We start from the raw sequence: 16,291 nt of genomic DNA on the forward strand, positions 1-16,291 counted from the left end.
TAGGAAAGTTACATCCAGTAACTGTGTATACAGCAACCACAGCGGCTATCTGCTCAAGCCTATTAACAAGATGGTGAATCCCTCCAAAAGTCGCAGCCACAATTGAAAGTACAGTCATGCATTTTGGCTGCCTTTCTAAGACCAATCTTTGTTTTTTGTGGGAACCTCCCTTTGGCTCGGACTTTGTCTTTTACCGTTACATTTTTTAATCTAGACACCAGTCAGAAAACTTGACAAAAGGGACGCAAGCAGATAAATAATTGCAACATACCAGAAACGATGTCCCAAAGGGACGACCTCTTCCAGAGGTTCGCACCCTTAACCCGCTACAATTTCAGAAAACTCTTTGAGGCATCTACCTATGAAAATCCTCCACGGTACTTGGATTCCTCAGGCAGAAGCTAATTTCCTGCAAACAGGTGCATTTTACCTGTGGGTAGAAACCCCGATTTTCAAAAAACGCCGCAACTCCCAAAAAAACATCCATCCCAGCCATCTTGCCAAAGACGACTTGGAAGCTTTTCTAACCAATGAATTGGGAATCGCAACAGCACCCTATCATAAGATTAGCGAGAATATTTCCACTCAATACATTGCCCTTCCCACAACTAACAACCAGCCTCTCCCTTCTCCTGAATTAATCAAATATCTGGAAGAAGAAGTTAACGAAGACTATGAAGGATTTACGGACTGGGAAATTGATACTTATGAAGTGAACACTAGGGTGAAAACCGGCAGTTATAGCTATGCCAAGGTTAGCAATGTTATTAAGCTGCTGAACGATATTCACTTTTTGGCTTTACATAACTTTGGTGAAATTATCATTGGTTCAGACCTCCTATTTTGGTATCACTATACCCAAGCATTCAAACAAATTATATTCAAAGACCAATATATTCCCAGTCTCAAATATCGAGAACTTCCTGCTGTAACCAAAGGAAAACGCAAGCCAAAAGCCAATCTCTTTGAAATTCATGCAGGATGGGAGATTGTTTCTGAAAAATACGAAACATTAATTCAAAGATACGTAGACTATATGCCTCTAGTCTGCGTTGCCGGTTCTGCCGTACCACGTGCAACAGTAGAATTCTTTTCTAAAGAAAGCTTACTCAGTCACTTTTCGGAATGTCTGCTGCATGAAATTGTCACCCATACTCCCTCGACTGCTAAATTCGATCAGCAGATTACAGATACCATCCTTTATACTTGTTTCTATCCGGACAGCAAGAACCCGCAAACTACCGAAAAAACTTTAGAAGAATACAAACAATGGTATGCTTGGAAAGCCAAACTAACCCGCAGCCAAAACACAGGAAATTTTGACCTTTGCTTTCAGTTACAAGAAGCTAACTCGGAAACAGATAACTGGCAAATTGTTTTTTTTGCTAACTCTAAACAAGATCCATCTTTAAAACTTTCCTTAGGGGATTATTGGCGACTGAATCAGAAAAGTAAAAAAGATATTCAAAAATATTTTGGCAAAGATTTTGAAAATAATCTGCTTTTAAATTTGGGATATGCAGCGCGGATGTATCCTAAACTGTGGCAGGGGTTGGAAACTGACCAGCCAATTGGGTTGCAAATTAATCTGCAAGAAGCCTTTGAATTTCTCAAAGAAAGTGCCTGGGTATTAGAAGATTCCGGTTACAAAGTCATCGTTCCCGCCTGGTGGACGCCTGAAGGTCGTCGTAAAGCGAAAGTTCGGCTGAAAACGTCTTCTCGAAGTCTCGGTAAATCCAGAGCTGCTGGCAAAGGATACTTTAGTTTAGACGCTATTGTTGAATATCAATACGAGCTATCAATTGGCGGTCAGCTGGTTACTCAAAAAGAATGGCAGCAACTCGTCAAAGCTAAAACGCCACTGGTGCAATTTCGCGGTCAGTGGATAGAACTAGACCAAGAAAAGATGCAGCAGATGTTGGAATTCTGGCAATCTCATGCTAAAGAAAACCCAGAAATGACTCTGTTAGACTTCATGAAATTAGCCGCAGCAGCGGAGGATGATATTGAAGTCGAGCATGACCAGACATTGTCAGAAATGATGGCAAAGTTAGAGGATAAAAGTAGACTGGAGCCGGTTCAAAATCCGCCGAAGTTGCAAGGAAATTTACGCGAATATCAAAAACGCGGCGTGTCCTGGTTGCAATATTTGGAAACCCTCGGTCTAAATGGTTGTCTTGCCGATGATATGGGATTGGGTAAGTCGGTTCAAGTAATTGCTCGGTTGGTGAATGAAAAAGAATCGACAAATTCAATCTTACCAACTTTGTTAATTGCACCAACATCAGTTGTCGGAAATTGGCAAAAAGAAATCGAAAAATTTGCTCCTCATCTACAGGCAATGGTGCATCATGGCAGTAGCCGCATTCAACAAGTCGCTGATTTTAAAGAAGCCTGTCTTAAGCATGATGTTGTGATTACGTCGTTTACTTTAGCTCGAAAAGATGAAAAACTTTTGCATAGTCTGAAATGGCATCGAGTGGTGGTGGATGAAGCGCAAAATATCAAAAATCCTAAAGCTTCTCAAACCAAGGCAATTTTAAAGTTGACCGCTAACCATCGACTGGCACTAACGGGAACACCAGTAGAAAATAGGTTACTGGATTTATGGTCGATTTTTAACTTTCTGAATCCTGGCTATTTGGGTAAAGAGGCTCAATTCCGGAAGGGTTTTGAGATTCCGATTCAGAAAGACAATAATCGGATGAAATCTACGACTTTGAAGAAATTGGTGGAACCTTTTATTTTACGTCGAGTAAAGACTGACCAATCAATTATTAATGATTTGCCGGATAAAGTTGAACAAAAATTATATTGCAATTTGACGAAAGAACAAGCTTCTCTTTATGAAGCTGTCGTTAAAGATGTGAGCGAAAAAATTAATGATTCTGAAGGAATTCAGCGCAAAGGTTTAATTTTATCAACCTTGCTGAGGCTGAAACAAATTTGCAATCATCCAGCACAATTTTTACAGGATGGAAGCGAATTTTCAAGCGAGCGATCGCATAAACTCAGCCGTCTTGCAGAAATGGTTGAGGAAGCAATTTCTGAAGGCGAAAGCTTATTGATTTTTAGCCAATTTAAGGAAATCTGCGACTCCCTAGAAAAATACCTCAAACATACTTACCACTACAACACTTATTACATTCATGGAGGCACCAACCGCAACAAGCGAGAACAAATGATTACCGAATTTCAAAATCCCGAAACTGAACCATCGGTGTTTATTCTCTCCTTAAAAGCTGGCGGCGTTGGCATTACTCTAACTAAAGCAAATCATGTCTTTCACTTTGACCGCTGGTGGAACCCCGCAGTTGAAGATCAGGCGACAGATAGAGCTTTTCGGATTGGTCAGAATAAAAATGTATTTGTTCACAAATTTCTTGCGATTGGGACTTTGGAAGAACGGATCGACAAAATGATTGAAGATAAGAAAAAGCTGTCTTCTGCTGTTATCGGTACCGATGAAGCTTGGCTTACAGAACTCGATAACGAAGCCTTTAAACAACTGATTTCGCTCAATAAAGCTGCAATCTTGGAGTAATCATGGCTCAATTTAGCCGTACCTGGTGGGGAAAACGCTTCATTCAAGCCTTAGAAGCCTTTACCGATCCTGCGAGATTAGGACGGGGACGTTCTTATGCGAATGGGGGAAAAGTTCTCCACTACAAAGTTGACCAGAATGCAATTAGTGCTAGTGTCAAAGGTTCAGTTAATCCCTATTTTGGAGTTTACAAAGAACCAACATATATTATAAATATTGAAATTACACCGATTGATAAATCTAATTGGTCGAAGGCGATTAAACACCTGTCATCAAAAGCTAGCTTTGTCTCCAAGCTGCTGATGAATGAAGTTCCCGATAATATTGAAGATGCTTTTTCTGAATTGGGATTGCATCTTCTACCCCACAATCGCAAAGATTTTAAAACCAGTTGTTCCTGTCCAGATTACGCCAATCCCTGCAAACATATCGCGGGTGTCTACTACTTGGTAGCGTCCCAACTAGACCACAATCCGTTTCTCTTGTTTGAACTCAGAGGTTTATCTAAAGAGGCACTGCAAGCGGAACTGGCAAAATCTCCTTTAGGGGAGGTTTTATCGACTGAACTTACAGCAAAAGAAATCCCTTTAGAATCTTCCGCGTCTTACTATACCCCACTGGAAAAAGTACCCGTTACTGAGAAGATAAATCCTAGAGAATTTTGGCTGGGGACTAAGCGACTGCCTCAAATGGAAGTAGCATCGCAGGCAAGTTTACCAGCGATTTTGATTAAGAAACAGGGAGACTTTCCGCCTTTTTGGAAGAAAGATAGTTCTTTTATTGAAGTGATGGAGGAGTTGTATGAGCGGGTGAGAACAAAAAATCGAGAGGTGATGTAATACTGCTTATTTCTCGTCCGCCTTGTAGAGACAAGAGTTATCGCGTCTCTACGTCAATTAAAGGCACCAGAAAATGTGCGGTGGACTTGCATATTTCTACATGAATAAATTGCAGTAGATCCCCCCAACCCCCTGAAAAAGGGGGCTAAGAAGGAACGCAAATAGCGACAGAATTAATCAATGGGATTAAGCCGTAAGTCCACATGGTTTCTTGGCAGAGAAATGAATAGGGGCAGGTTTTAAAGTGAAACCCGCCCCTACTTCCGATATATTTCGTCCAACCGCTGCGGCTATAGGTCTTAAGCTATGAACGAGATTCACCATATCTTCTAAGGAAAGCGCCTGACGAGCATCGGAAACGGATTTTTCGGGTTCTGGATGACACTCAATAATTAAGCCATCTGCGCCACACGCGATCGCTGCCTTCGCCAAAGGTGCCACCAATTCCCGCTTACCGACGGCATGAGACGGATCGACAATGACTGGCAAGTGGGTTATCTGCTTCAAAGCCGCTACTGCTCCTAAATCCAGCACATTGCGCGTATAGTTATCGAAGCTGCGGATACCCCGTTCGCACAGCACCACATTGGGATTACCGTGGCTTAAAATATATTCTGCCGCCATGACAAATTCTTCAATAGTAGAAGCTAATCCACGCTTGAGTAGTATTGGCTTGCCAGCTTGTCCCAAAGCTTTCAGCAAGTCGAAGTTTTGCATATTGCGGCTACCAATTTGCAGCATATCAGCATGAGTCGCAACAGCTTCTATTTGTCCAATTGACATCACTTCTGTGACGACGGGAATCGAGTAACGCGATCGCACTGAAGCCAAAATCTGGAGTCCTTCCACTCCCATTCCCTGGAACGCATAGGGAGAGGTACGGGGTTTGTAGACACCGCCCCGCAGCGCCTGAACGGGTGCGGCGGCGAGTTGACTAGCGACAATCTCCATCTGTTCTAAGCTTTCCACTGTACAAGGACCACCGATAATCACAAGTTCCGTCCCACCTAAGGAAACTTGTTCGGAAAGTTTGACAATGGTTTGGTGATTGGCGTGAGATTGAGAAGCAAGTTTGGCGTTAATCATGGTTCGAGTCTCCTTGAAGTTAAAAGATTTTCCTTTTTCCCCTTGCTTGCAGGAGGGGGAGGTTAGAGGTTGACAACAAAAAAGCCCGGAACCTTTTGTAGTTCCGGGCTATAGACGATTCATTGGCATGACGCTATTTACCCGGAACTTGTGGGCCAAAAATAAAAGCCATAAAACCAGCTACTGAAATAGGTCATCACGATGAAAAGTTGCTCCTTAAAACAAAAAACCGCAGATTTTACTCTGCGGTTCACCGGGCGGTTCCAATGCGGGCACTGGATTCACTGCCGGTGAACCGTCCTAAACCAATAAAAGTAAAAACTGCTGCTGAATATGCTACTGAACATAGGGGGAAGCGTCTAATTTGGTCTAATTCTGAGAATTTACTGCGTACCTGAGAATTCTGGCAAAAGCCAGTTTTTTCTAGGTCGCTATCGAACTTATCACTCTTTTATTTAACTTTTACGCAATAAGTCCATTCATCACTGAACTTAGCAGAGGGATCAAACTGCGTCAAGACCCCTAGGAGCGTTTCCTGAAGCTACTAATCTTGAGGAAACGCCTGAATTAACACCACAGAACTGACTACCAGTAAACCTCCCAGTATTTGTCTGCCTACGAGTTGCTCTCCCAAAAAAACGATTCCCAGCAGCACCGTCACCACGGGTTCGATGGTGGAGAGAATGGCGGCTCTGGAGATTCCCAGCCGCTGGATACCCGCGAACAGGGTAACGATGGGCAGCACCGTGGCGATCGCTACCAAACCGGCGATTGTCGCTAGAGCGATGCTCGTTTGGGGGAAAATCAGCCCCCGCCCCAAGCAAGCGGCTCCCATAAAAGATAGGGCGGCTCCCAGGGACAGATAGGCGCTGGTTGTCACCGGAGAGAGCGATCGCACTAATCTAGCCCCAAACGTCAGGTAAAGTGCACACCAGGCTCCCGATGCGATCCCCAGCCCTAACCCTAAAGGCTGCACGGTAGTTCCACCCAAATCCGCAGTCAGGAAACAGCCGGTGAGGGCTAAACCGAGGGCAATCTTCCGGTAGAACCCAGGGCGATCGCCTTCTATTACCCACGTCAAGACAGTGACAAAGGCAGGATAGGTGTAAAGCAACAAAGCAGCAACGCCAGCACTGGTATACGCGAGAGCGCCAAAGAACAGAGTTGCTTGGATAGCATACCCCACGCCTCCCAAAAGGGTGGAAGCGATCGCGTCTTGCGGTTTTAAGCGCCACTCGCCTCGCCACACCAGCCAAGTCCAGAGTACCGCCGCCGCGCCTGTAAACCGCCAAGCCAGCGTGCTGGGCAAATCTAACCCTTCCGCATAGGCAAGCTTAGCCAATATCGCCAGCGTCGCAAAACCCGTCGCGGAGACGGCTATCAGAGCAACTCCCACCCGATTAGGGTGCGGCGCGGTTCTTTCTTCCTCTAGTTTGTGGTTTGGCATGGAGTCCTCCTGCTTCTACATCAGCATACGAGGAACGGCAGGGTGCAAACTTCATCCGGATGACTCACCTGATGGGACGGTGGCAGCAATATGCTCTCCAGAGGCGATAAACCTTTGTGTCTATACATTGAGGCGATCTGAGCAAAGGTTCCCAACTCCAGTGAGTGCGACATTGACAAGTTTCCAGATATTCTTACAAAGGTGAGAGCTGCTCAATTCTCGATGGCATCAAGCAGTGAAAGCATCAGCGTCTCAACCATCCAGTGGAGAACTCGTTGCTGCTTGCCTACGTCTCATTGGGTGGGAAAAATTCACCATGCTCTGCAATTTTAGCCACAATTTGCTATGTCAATCAAGAAAATTATTTCTTACGCCCTGCTAATTTTTGTACCCATTTCAATTGCCGCTGAATATTTAGGGTGGGGTTCGCTTGCAGTTTTTATCACCTCAGCGATCGCTATCGTTCCCCTAGCAATTTGGTTAAGCACTGCGACTGAAGAAGTTGCCGTCGTTACGGGACCTTCGATTGGTGCCTTGTTAAATGCAGTTTTTGGAAATGCGACCGAGCTAATTATTGCCTTAGCGGCTCTAAATGCTGGCTTGGTTGACATTGTTAAAGCAAGTATTACTGGAACAATTATCAGTAACTTATTGCTGGTCATGGGACTTTCCATGCTTTTAGGAGGACTGCGCTATAAAGAACAGGAATTCAAACCGATTGTGGCGCGGGTGAATGGTTCCTCAATGACGCTGGCAGCGATCGCCCTGATTTTGCCCACGACGGTCATCAATACCTCAAATGGTGTTGCACCCGATGCAATTCGCAATCTCTCTCTCACAGTCGCCACTGTTTTAATCGTAGTTTATGCTCTGACGTTACTGTTTTCTTTAAAAACTCATAGCTATCTTTACGAAGTGGGATTAGTCGATTTAGAGTCAGAAAATTCAACAGGTTCTGGAGCTGAATCAACTGCCCACAAACCGAATCTTTGGCTCTGGATTGGTGTGTTAGTAGTATCTACTGTTGCAGTTGCCTTTGAGTCAGAGATTTTTGTGGGAGTCGTGGAGGAAGCAACAAAGGGTTTGGGTTTGACTCCCTTATTTACAGGTGTTGTTCTGTTGCCTCTCGTTGGCGGTGCAGCCGAATATGTAACTGCGGTTAACGTTGCTCTCAAAAACAATATGGATTTATCTGTTTCTGTGGCAATGGGGTCTAGTTTGTTAGTTGCCCTGCTGGTAGCTCCAATTTTAGTTCTGGTAGGAGTTGTGACTGGTCAACCAATGGATCTCAACTTCAATCCTTTTGAAGTTATTGCGGTAGCGATCGCCGTCACTGTTGCCAATCTTATCAGTCTAGATGGACGCTCTAATTGGTTAGAAGGCGTACTGCTCTTAGCAACCTACATCGTCTTGGGAGCAGCTTTTTACTTTCATCCCGCCTAATGGTTGTTTTTTGGCAATTCGGGAAAAAGTTTTGAGTTATGAGTTAGGGCAGCAGCCCTAGCTCATAATGAGTGCCTGCACAAACGATCCCAGCGATGGAAGCACTACCACCCGTCCGGTGCGCGAACGGCGCATTATCGAAGCCGATGACGCGAATTAGGCGATTGAGTCTGAGTAAAGATTCAAGATTCATCTCACATCAAAAAAGCGATCGCATCCGTGATTTTGAGCGAATTTTCCCTTTTAACAGCGCTTAAGGTAGCATTTTCGAGCTTAAAAAATCAAGCCTTTCTAATTGCCCTAAAAAAGCTTATCTTTGCCAATTTTCAGAAAAATATGTTTAATTGTAACTTGAGCGCGATCGCCTAACTCAGGAGCCTTGGTGGCATCCGAGGTTCTAACGTGTCAAAAAGCACCCGTAAAAGCTGAACCAGTCCGCTCTAAATAATGAGAAAATATTAAGTTATCTATCATAAAAACTTGGTTGCAGAATTATGGCTCAAATTCAATTTGCCAGAGGTATCAACGAAGAAGTCATACCGGATGTAAAGCTAACCCGCTCTAAGAGTGGCGCTCATGGCACCGCCACGTTTTTTTTTCAAAGTCCCAACGCCTTTAACACCGAAACCTCAGGAGAAATCACTGGGATGTACATGGTTGATGAGGAAGGAGAAATTTTGACGAGAGAAGTAAAGGGCGTATTTGTCAACGGTCAGGCGAAAGACCTCCAAGCGACTTACCTGATGAAATCTCCTGAAGAGTGGGATCGCTTCATGCGCTTCATGCAACGGTATGCCAAAGAGCATGGTTTGGAACTTAGCCAGTCTTAAATAAAGCGCTAAGTGCTAAGGGCACAAGGCTTTGCCCATGCAATCCGGTTCGGATAAGCTAATTTGCCTACCAAAAACCTCCGGTAGAGACGCGAAATGGTGCTGTACTGCACCGCACCGCGCTAACGTGCCGCTGCGCGAATGCACCATTTCGCTAATGCGTCTCTACACACCTCAGGACTTACGCAACATCACCACATATAGGGGCAACCACAGGGGATTGAACCCGAAAAAATGCTATATGTATAAGCTTTGCGTAAGTCCTGACGCCTGCAATTCCCACTAAATATGCCCTGAACCGAACAGTATTGAATGCCAGTGCCCCTACGGAGTGCTGAGTGAAGTCAGGAGCCAAGATTCTTAGGAGCGGGTTAATCGGACATCCGTGTGGCAGTAAGATATCGCAGAAAAGCCCGTTTTTAAAAACTTAAAACCCTCAAGGGAATAACTTACCGATGACCAATCTGCCTCACCCTGACACGCAGAGGATGACAGTGAGTTGTGCTGTCATTACCGTTAGCGATACGCGATCGCCCGAAACCGACAAAAGCGGTCAACTGATTAAACAGTTACTCCTCGATGCCGGTCACGCGGTCTCAGAGTACGCCATTCTCAAAGATGAACCGGCGCAGATTCGGGCGCAGCTACAAGCACTCGCTCAACGCCCGGATCTGGATGCTTTGATCTTCAATGGAGGCACTGGCATCGCGCCGAGAGATACTACCTACGATGCCTTAGAGAGCTTGCTCTCAAAAATCTTGCCTGGATTTGGCGAATTGTTCCGGTTTCTCAGTTATCAAGAAATTGGCTCGCGGGCGATCGCATCTCGCGCCGTTGCCGGTGTCTATCAAACCAAGCTGGTATTTTCCATCCCCGGTTCTACCAATGCCGTTAAACTTGCCATCCAACAGCTAATTTTGCCAGAACTCGTTCACTTAGTTAGCCAGCTACAGAAGAGTGAGGAGTGAGGAGTGAGGACTGAGGAGTCAGGGCTGAGGGCTGAGGGCTGAGGACTGAGGGCTGAGGGCTGAGGAGTCAGGGCTGAGGACTGAGGAGTGAAGAGTCAGGAGTCAGGGCTGAGGGCTGAGGGCTGAGGGCTGAGGAGTGAAGAGTCAGGAGTCAGGAGTTAGGAGTTAGGAGTGAAGAGTCAGGAGTCAGGAGTCAGGAGTTAGGAGTTAGGAGTGAAGGCATCTTACAGGCGAGTCAGTGAGAAATAGAGAGGACTAGGTAAGTGAAAGATAGAGTAGAGCGATTTGAAGATTTGATTGCTTGGCAAAAAGCTAGAATCCTTACAAAAGCAATTTATCAAGTCACTCGACAGGGTGACTTTGCAAAAGACTTTGGGCTTTCTAGGCAAATTCAACGAGCAGCAGTCTCCATAATGTCTAATATCGCAGAAGGCTTCGAGCGAAGTGGTCGGGCAGAGTTTCATCAGTTTCTTTCTATCGCCAAATCTTCTTGTGCCGAACTTCGTTCTCAACTCTATGTCGCCTTTGATATTGGCTATCTCAAGCAGACTGAATTCAACCAGCTCTTAACACAGGCACAAGAAGTTGCTCGAATTACCGGCGGTCTTCGCGCCGCCGTTGAGAAACAAAAATACCAACAAAAAAAGGACTGAGGAATGAGGACTGAGGACTGAGCTAGAAGAAAAGAGATATTTAAGAACGAGCAATTTTTCTCCGGTTTCTTATTCTTATTTCTTCCCTATTTTGTTCTCTTTTATTCAGCCCTCACTCCTCAGCCCTCAGTCCTCTTCACTCAGCCCTCACTCCTCAGCCCTCAGCCCTCAGCCCTCTTCCCTCAGCCCTCTTCCCTCAGCCCTCAGCCCTCAGCCCTCAGCCCTCTTCCCTCAGTCCTTAGCACTTACCGGACACTAACCGGTCGGTTCCGTTGAGGTTTGGGTTGGGCAAGGCGGGTGTTTTCCAAAGCCGCGATCGCGCGAGCATATTGGGGATCTTGCTGAGTTCCCACCAGCGATGGATTCGTCCCCAAACGCTTTCGCTGATCGTCGTTCAGGTCAACCTTGATATCAGGAGTAACTCCCTTGTGGCTGATATCCGTTCCCTTGGGCGTGTAGTAGTGGGCAATCGTGACCGCTAAACCCGAACCATCCGAGAGAGAATGCACCGACTGCACTAACGCTTTTCCAAAGGTTTGAGAGCCAATAATCGTGGCTCGACCATTATCCTTCAGCGCACCTGAGAGAATCTCGCTCGCGCTTGCCGAGTTGCCATCTACCAGCACAGCCAAGGGCAACTGCGTCAGCGCCGTGCGATTGGTCGTAAATTCCTCGTTGTCTCCCTTGCGATCTACGGTACGGACGATAGCACCTTTGTCCATCCACATCCGGGCAATTTCCACACTCGCGTGCAATAACCCACCCGGATTTCCCCGCAAATCCAACACAAAAGCATCTACTTTGTCGTTATTCAGAGATTGGATGGCGCGGCGCATCTGTTCCGCTGAGTGAGCGCTAAACTCATTCAGCCGGATATAGCCAACGCGCAACTTGCCTTCCTGCTTGACCGACTGACGAACGGCTGCTATTGCAATCTGCGCTCTGGTCAATGTCACATCAAACTCGCCTTTTCCGTCTCGTGAGAGCTTAAGGGTAACTTTCGTCCCCACCTCACCCCGGATTAGGTTAGCGGCAGCTTCCACACTCATCCCTTTTGTGGCTTTGCCATCAATTGTCACAATCTTGTCCCCAGTCTGGAGTCCCGCTTTCACTGCTGGGGAATTCTCAATGGGTTCTACGACGGTAAGAGCCTGAGTCTTTTCGTTCAGTTCCAAGCGCAAACCGACACCAGAGAGTTCGCCGGAAGTTTGATTTGTGAGTGCTTGGAACTGTTTGGGGTCTAAAAAGCGGGTGTAGGCATCGCCCAAGGTTTCCAATGCTTCCCGGATCGCTTTGTAGGCATCTTCACGGGAATTATAGTTTTTGTTCAACAGCTGTTGCCGCTTTGCTTGCCAATCCACCTGATTAAAGGTGCCATCAACATATTCGCGGTTGACAATTTGCCATGCCTCATCGACAACTGATTTTGGACTTTCCTGTAGAGCAGCGCGAACGGAGGAGCCAAAGAAAGACAAAGCTGCTGTCGTGGCGATCGCTCCACCAAAGAGAGCAACATGGAGCAAAGAAAAGTTTTTTGGGGATGGATTCATGAACGATGGCTCGAACGGGTGGGGTTTAATGTGTAGATACCGCGTGACGCCTGAAACGAACTATTTCTAAGATACTCAGGTTAATTAACCAGGCTGCATCAATTTTGTGCCAGTTCGCCCAGTGTCCTCCTTCGTCTTTAGTAACAAGGATAACAGTCTAATTTAACTAGACTCTCCTGCAAATTTTTGTATACCTAAGTGTAATCGCCACCATAGTAAAAGAACAACAAAATCGGTTGGCTAGCTAAAGTAGTCTTAAGCATCGGTTAAATACCCTACTCAAAGTCTCAAAATGCCCGGAAAACGCAGAGGTAGCTCAACTGTGCGCGATCGCATCAACTCAGCTAGTCGGGGTAGTTTCAGACGATGGCGACGACTTCTACTACCAGGAATCGCTATCTTTGGCGTCATCTTGGGGACATGGCTATTCACTATTATGCTAACTTTGCGCTCGGCAGCGTCTGGTTCGGTGGATGCCTATTTTGTTTTAGGAGGCAGTATTCGTAGGGAAATATACGTAGCTCAGCTAGCAAAACAATACCCGCAAAGCCGTATATTAATTTCTCAAGGTTCTCCCGAACCGTGCATTTTGCTAATTTTTCAAAGGGAAAATGCTCCCATAGAACGAGTTTGGTTAGAAAAGTGTGCAGACTCCACCTTTGGCAACTTCTACTATGGTGTGCCGATTCTACGCCAGTGGGGAGTAAAAAAAGTCAAACTAATCACTTCCGGCACCCATCTACCGCGAGCAATGTGGCTGGCACAGATTCTCATGGGCGCTCATGGCATTTGGGTAGAGCCAGAGATTGTTCCGGAACAAGGCATTCCTGGCAATCGAGAATCTTCTTTCAAGACAGGATTGGACTTATCTCGTAGCTTGTTGTGGGCGCTGGTGAGTCAGGTTTATCAGCCTAAATGCTCAAAATTAATTCCCCTGAAGGATGTAGATATAAAAGATTGGCGTCAGCGGGGTTTTAAGTGCGAACACCAGGGGAATATTCAGTAGTAGCGATCGCATCTCTTACCAAGTCGTAACAGATGCGATCGCCGACTCATTTTTTAATAAATGGTAGTTTGAGAAGCCATCGCTCGAATGGTAGATAAGGGAATTTCATAGAAGTACCTCTGGCGAAATTTTTCTTCTTGAACTGCTGCGATAAATTGTGCGATGGCTTCCTCTGATGTAGGCAATTGTCCATTCCCTAAATCAGAATTAGCGGCATCTTCCTGGGGATGCCAAGTGATTTGAACCATCCAGTCGAGTTGTTTAACATGGAAGCCGAGATGAGAGATTGCTTCTAGTCCGAGTTGTAGAGTGCGATCGCTAATTCCCAGCTTCTGGTGCAGTTGAGTATAAGTCGCCTCTTGACCCGTGCGACTAAGATATTTGGCAATTCCTAACAGTTGCAGCCAGATTTGGCTGGGGGGAACTGGTTCTGGGGGAGGATAAGCGATCGCTAGTTTTTGATTTGCCTGAATCGCCCGTCTGAACCACACTTGCAGCTCATCCCAACTACTGGGGCACTCTCGAACTGGCAGGACTGATAGCGGGGCAAGAAGTGCGGACTGAGGACTCAGGACTGAGGACTCCACACGACAGTCTAAAATCCAGTCTATCTGGTTAGGAGTGCCTAACTGATGCGGCTGTGCTAAAGAACGCACGGCAATTATCCGCACTTCATAGTGAGGTCTGATCCCTTTATTGGGATTTTCGTAGCTATTAAAATCAAGCTCGACAATTGCATCGCATCTACCTTGGGGTAAGTCTTCCTTATAATGTCCCCACCAGATTCCTGAAAACCCGGTTTCGCAAGAGTCATCCCGAATTTTAAAAGTAGTTTTGATATATTGAACTTTTGCGCCTTTTAAGTCCTGAGTATTGCTATTCCAACTATTTTCAAACCAGCAATTTTGAATCAGCAGTTTTGGCGCTGGATTGCCCATACCGCATGGTTCTAATAGTTTCAATTCCCAAAACAAATCTCTTCCTAATTCGCTTACCGTACACACCAAATCTGCCTGCACAATAGGAGCTAAAGGTGTCCCATCTGGGGTGCCGACAGAAGCTCGCAACTGCTGGTTAACAGCTTCTGTAAACAGGGGAATCTTATCAACTTGGAGACTCAACCCAGCGGCGAAGGGATGACCGCCAAATCGATGTAATAGGTGTTCTTGCGCTTTCACCAACTGGTAAAGATCGACTTGATTCACAGAACGGGCGGAACCGCGTGCTAAAGCGTTTTCACTCAAGTCGCCTTCTGTACTCAACAAAATGGTAGGACGCCCTGTTTCCTGCGCCACTTGCCCCGCCACTAAACCCAAAACACCGACAGGCCATTGAGTATCGCAAAGAACAATGACGCTAGTAGTTGATAAGTCCAACTGGCTTAGTTTTTTATTAACTTCAGCGGCGACATCTTTTTGCAATGATTTACGACGGGCATTGGCTAATTCTGTTTCTAATGCCAACTGCTGACAGCGCTTCTCATCGCGGCTGGTGAGTAACTCCACGCAGAAGGAAGCATCGCCTTGAATGCGGCTAACCGCGTTAATTCTAGGGCCAAGACCGAAAGAAATGTCCGTTGGGCGATCGCCACTTTTCTGACACAATTCCAATAGACGAGCTACCCCAGGACGATTCCGTTTTTTGGTTTGCTGTTGCAGCACTGAAATTCCTCGCTGTGCCAAGTAGCGACAATCACCGCTTAACTGCACCAAATCGGCAATTAAACCAATTGCCACTAAATCCAATAAATCTTCTAATGGCTGTTGGGGAACATCTGGCAAAGTTTCATAAAGTGCTTCTACTAACTTATAGGCAACTGCCACACCCGAAAGGTGAAACATCGGATGATCGTTGGATAAATAGCGGGGGTTGATGATAGCTGTCAACGCTGGACGTTCCTCTGGCAGGGTGTGGTGATCCGTGACAATTACATCAATCCCTAGCTGATGGGCATATTCAATTTCCTTCAGATTTGTGCTGCCAGTGTCGCAAGTTACAATTAGCTTCGTTCCATCCTTAGCAAGGGCATCAATTCCCCGTTCATTGAGTCCATGAGACTCGGTTAAACGATTGGGAATGTAATAAACGAGCTGCTGCTGGGTAAAAAACTGTCCTAGTCCATCCCAGAGAACCGATGTTGCGGTAATCCCATCAGCATCAAAATCTCCCCAAATGGAAACTTTTTCCCCCGCGTTACGGGCTTTTATTAATCGTTCCACAGCCCATTGCATTTCCTGCCCAAATTCAAAGGGACTTGCCGGGTGATACAACTGAGAATTTAAAAACCCCGATAATTGCTGAATATCGCGAATCCCCCGTTGCCACAACAGCTGTGCGGCATAATGTCCGGGTAATCCTGGGGCGTGGCGTCTGACTTCGTCAATAAATGCCGCCGGTGGTTCAACCGTTGACTGGATTTGCCATTGAAGTTGCTGCTGTGACATTTTTCTTTTTTATTCCTCTTTCTGGCATCCTATCTCACAATAATTGGAAAAGAGATAAAGGAAGAGCGCGATCGCCTTGGCAGATGTTGAGTTAAAAGCGATGTTTGGGCGATTGCAATTGTATTGTCAAGACTTATAAGACATTGCTACGTTATTCTCGTAGTAGTTAAAAGTGCAGGAAGTTTTATGCTGAGCGTAAATTTGGATCAAGAGACACATATATATTTAGTATAAATTCTGGCAAAGGAAAAACAACCAGCAGCGAACTACTAAAACACCTGCTTAGCCAGCATTGGCTAACTTTACAGCCTCGTAAGACCATTTTAGAGCGGATGGATGGACATCCTCAACATTTCAGGGCTATTTCATTCTAGACAGAGAGGGTGAAATCCAGTAAGCTAAAGCTCAACGAATTTTTCTTATCGAGCTATGAGAACGCTTGCCATTGTGGAAGCCTTTTCCAGTTTGCCTGACGCACGAC

The 16,291-nt window shown here is 45.9% G+C and carries 13 protein-coding genes; 8 read left to right on the plus strand and 5 right to left on the minus strand.

Features of this window, described 5'->3' with window-relative positions; translation table 11 throughout:
* Nucleotides 1–361 precede the first annotated feature (361 nt).
* Both AC2VDX_RS11000 and AC2VDX_RS11005 read left to right on the plus strand, forming a co-directional pair.
* Nucleotides 362–3,544, plus strand: coding sequence for a DEAD/DEAH box helicase (locus tag AC2VDX_RS11000; protein WP_378179699.1), 3,183 nt, complete (start codon nucleotides 362–364; stop codon nucleotides 3,542–3,544).
* Between the two features lie 2 nt (nucleotides 3,545–3,546).
* On the plus strand, nucleotides 3,547–4,383 hold the full coding sequence (locus AC2VDX_RS11005) for an SWIM zinc finger family protein (protein ID WP_378179696.1): 837 nt from the start codon (nucleotides 3,547–3,549) through the stop codon (nucleotides 4,381–4,383).
* Nucleotides 4,384–4,569: 186 nt separating this feature from the next.
* Here AC2VDX_RS11005 and aroF read toward each other — a convergent pair whose 3' ends face one another.
* The 3 genes from aroF to AC2VDX_RS11020 all read right to left on the minus strand — a co-directional run bounded on the left by aroF (nucleotide 4,570) and on the right by AC2VDX_RS11020 (nucleotide 7,089).
* Entirely contained in the window at nucleotides 4,570–5,469 is a 900-nt protein-coding gene (aroF, locus tag AC2VDX_RS11010; RefSeq protein ID WP_378179693.1) for a 3-deoxy-7-phosphoheptulonate synthase, read from the minus strand.
* 544 nt (nucleotides 5,470–6,013) lie between these two features.
* On the minus strand, nucleotides 6,014–6,916 hold the full coding sequence (locus tag AC2VDX_RS11015; protein WP_378179690.1) for a DMT family transporter: 903 nt from the start codon (nucleotides 6,914–6,916) through the stop codon (nucleotides 6,014–6,016).
* A 20-nt stretch (nucleotides 6,917–6,936) separates the two neighbouring features.
* Nucleotides 6,937–7,089: a hypothetical protein gene (locus AC2VDX_RS11020; protein ID WP_486928155.1), complete on the minus strand. Its 153-nt coding sequence runs from the start codon at nucleotides 7,087–7,089 to the stop codon at nucleotides 6,937–6,939.
* Nucleotides 7,090–7,261: 172 nt separating this feature from the next.
* Here AC2VDX_RS11020 and cax point away from each other — a divergent pair, with 172 nt between their 5' ends.
* From cax to AC2VDX_RS11045, 5 genes are all read left to right on the plus strand, one after another.
* Nucleotides 7,262–8,359: a calcium/proton exchanger gene (gene cax / locus AC2VDX_RS11025; RefSeq protein ID WP_378179687.1), complete on the plus strand. Its 1,098-nt coding sequence runs from the start codon at nucleotides 7,262–7,264 to the stop codon at nucleotides 8,357–8,359.
* 494 nt (nucleotides 8,360–8,853) lie between these two features.
* A complete protein-coding gene (gene psb28, locus AC2VDX_RS11030; protein ID WP_378179684.1) occupies nucleotides 8,854–9,189 on the plus strand; it encodes a photosystem II reaction center protein Psb28 in 336 nt (111 codons plus the stop codon).
* 455 nt (nucleotides 9,190–9,644) lie between these two features.
* The gene (locus tag AC2VDX_RS11035) at nucleotides 9,645–10,157 is read left to right on the plus strand and encodes a MogA/MoaB family molybdenum cofactor biosynthesis protein (protein WP_378179681.1); all 513 of its coding nucleotides are present in this window, start codon (nucleotides 9,645–9,647) and stop codon (nucleotides 10,155–10,157) included.
* A gap of 263 nt (nucleotides 10,158–10,420) precedes the next feature.
* Nucleotides 10,421–10,810 carry a four helix bundle protein gene (locus AC2VDX_RS11040; protein WP_378179678.1) on the plus strand — a complete coding sequence of 130 codons (390 nt, stop codon included), beginning with the start codon at nucleotides 10,421–10,423 and terminating at the stop codon, nucleotides 10,808–10,810.
* 91 nt (nucleotides 10,811–10,901) lie between these two features.
* On the plus strand, nucleotides 10,902–11,069 hold the full coding sequence (locus tag AC2VDX_RS11045) for a hypothetical protein (RefSeq protein ID WP_378179675.1): 168 nt from the start codon (nucleotides 10,902–10,904) through the stop codon (nucleotides 11,067–11,069).
* Here the strand turns inward: AC2VDX_RS11045 and ctpB are convergent.
* Complete coding sequence (ctpB, locus tag AC2VDX_RS11050; RefSeq protein ID WP_378179672.1) at nucleotides 11,056–12,360, minus strand: carboxyl-terminal processing protease CtpB; 1,305 nt, start codon at nucleotides 12,358–12,360, stop codon at nucleotides 11,056–11,058. The two genes, AC2VDX_RS11045 and ctpB, sit on opposite strands and share 14 nt — an antisense overlap.
* Nucleotides 12,361–12,652: 292 nt before the next feature.
* Here ctpB and AC2VDX_RS11055 point away from each other — a divergent pair, with 292 nt between their 5' ends.
* On the plus strand, nucleotides 12,653–13,366 hold the full coding sequence (locus tag AC2VDX_RS11055) for a YdcF family protein (RefSeq protein WP_378179669.1): 714 nt from the start codon (nucleotides 12,653–12,655) through the stop codon (nucleotides 13,364–13,366).
* Between the two features lie 53 nt (nucleotides 13,367–13,419).
* Here the strand turns inward: AC2VDX_RS11055 and recJ are convergent, their stop codons facing one another.
* Nucleotides 13,420–15,810, minus strand: a complete 2,391-nt coding sequence (gene recJ, locus AC2VDX_RS11060; protein ID WP_378179666.1) for a single-stranded-DNA-specific exonuclease RecJ — start codon at nucleotides 15,808–15,810, stop codon at nucleotides 13,420–13,422.
* Nucleotides 15,811–16,291: the final 481 nt, after the last annotated feature.

Source organism: Coleofasciculus sp. H7-1 (genome assembly GCF_057473865.1).

Coding starts and splice junctions, on each gene's coding strand:
- AC2VDX_RS11000 (WP_378179699.1), top strand. CDS start 362: ATGAAAATCCTCCACGGTACTTGGATTCCTCAGGCAGAAGCTAATTTC.
- AC2VDX_RS11005 (WP_378179696.1), top strand. CDS start 3,547: ATGGCTCAATTTAGCCGTACCTGGTGGGGAAAACGCTTCATTCAAGCC.
- aroF (WP_378179693.1), bottom strand. CDS start 5,469: ATGATTAACGCCAAACTTGCTTCTCAATCTCACGCCAATCACCAAACC.
- AC2VDX_RS11015 (WP_378179690.1), bottom strand. CDS start 6,916: ATGCCAAACCACAAACTAGAGGAAGAAAGAACCGCGCCGCACCCTAAT.
- AC2VDX_RS11020 (WP_486928155.1), bottom strand. CDS start 7,089: ATGTCGCACTCACTGGAGTTGGGAACCTTTGCTCAGATCGCCTCAATG.
- cax (WP_378179687.1), top strand. CDS start 7,262: ATGTCAATCAAGAAAATTATTTCTTACGCCCTGCTAATTTTTGTACCC.
- psb28 (WP_378179684.1), top strand. CDS start 8,854: ATGGCTCAAATTCAATTTGCCAGAGGTATCAACGAAGAAGTCATACCG.
- AC2VDX_RS11035 (WP_378179681.1), top strand. CDS start 9,645: ATGACCAATCTGCCTCACCCTGACACGCAGAGGATGACAGTGAGTTGT.
- ctpB (WP_378179672.1), bottom strand. CDS start 12,360: ATGAATCCATCCCCAAAAAACTTTTCTTTGCTCCATGTTGCTCTCTTT.
- AC2VDX_RS11055 (WP_378179669.1), top strand. CDS start 12,653: ATGCCCGGAAAACGCAGAGGTAGCTCAACTGTGCGCGATCGCATCAAC.
- recJ (WP_378179666.1), bottom strand. CDS start 15,810: ATGTCACAGCAGCAACTTCAATGGCAAATCCAGTCAACGGTTGAACCA.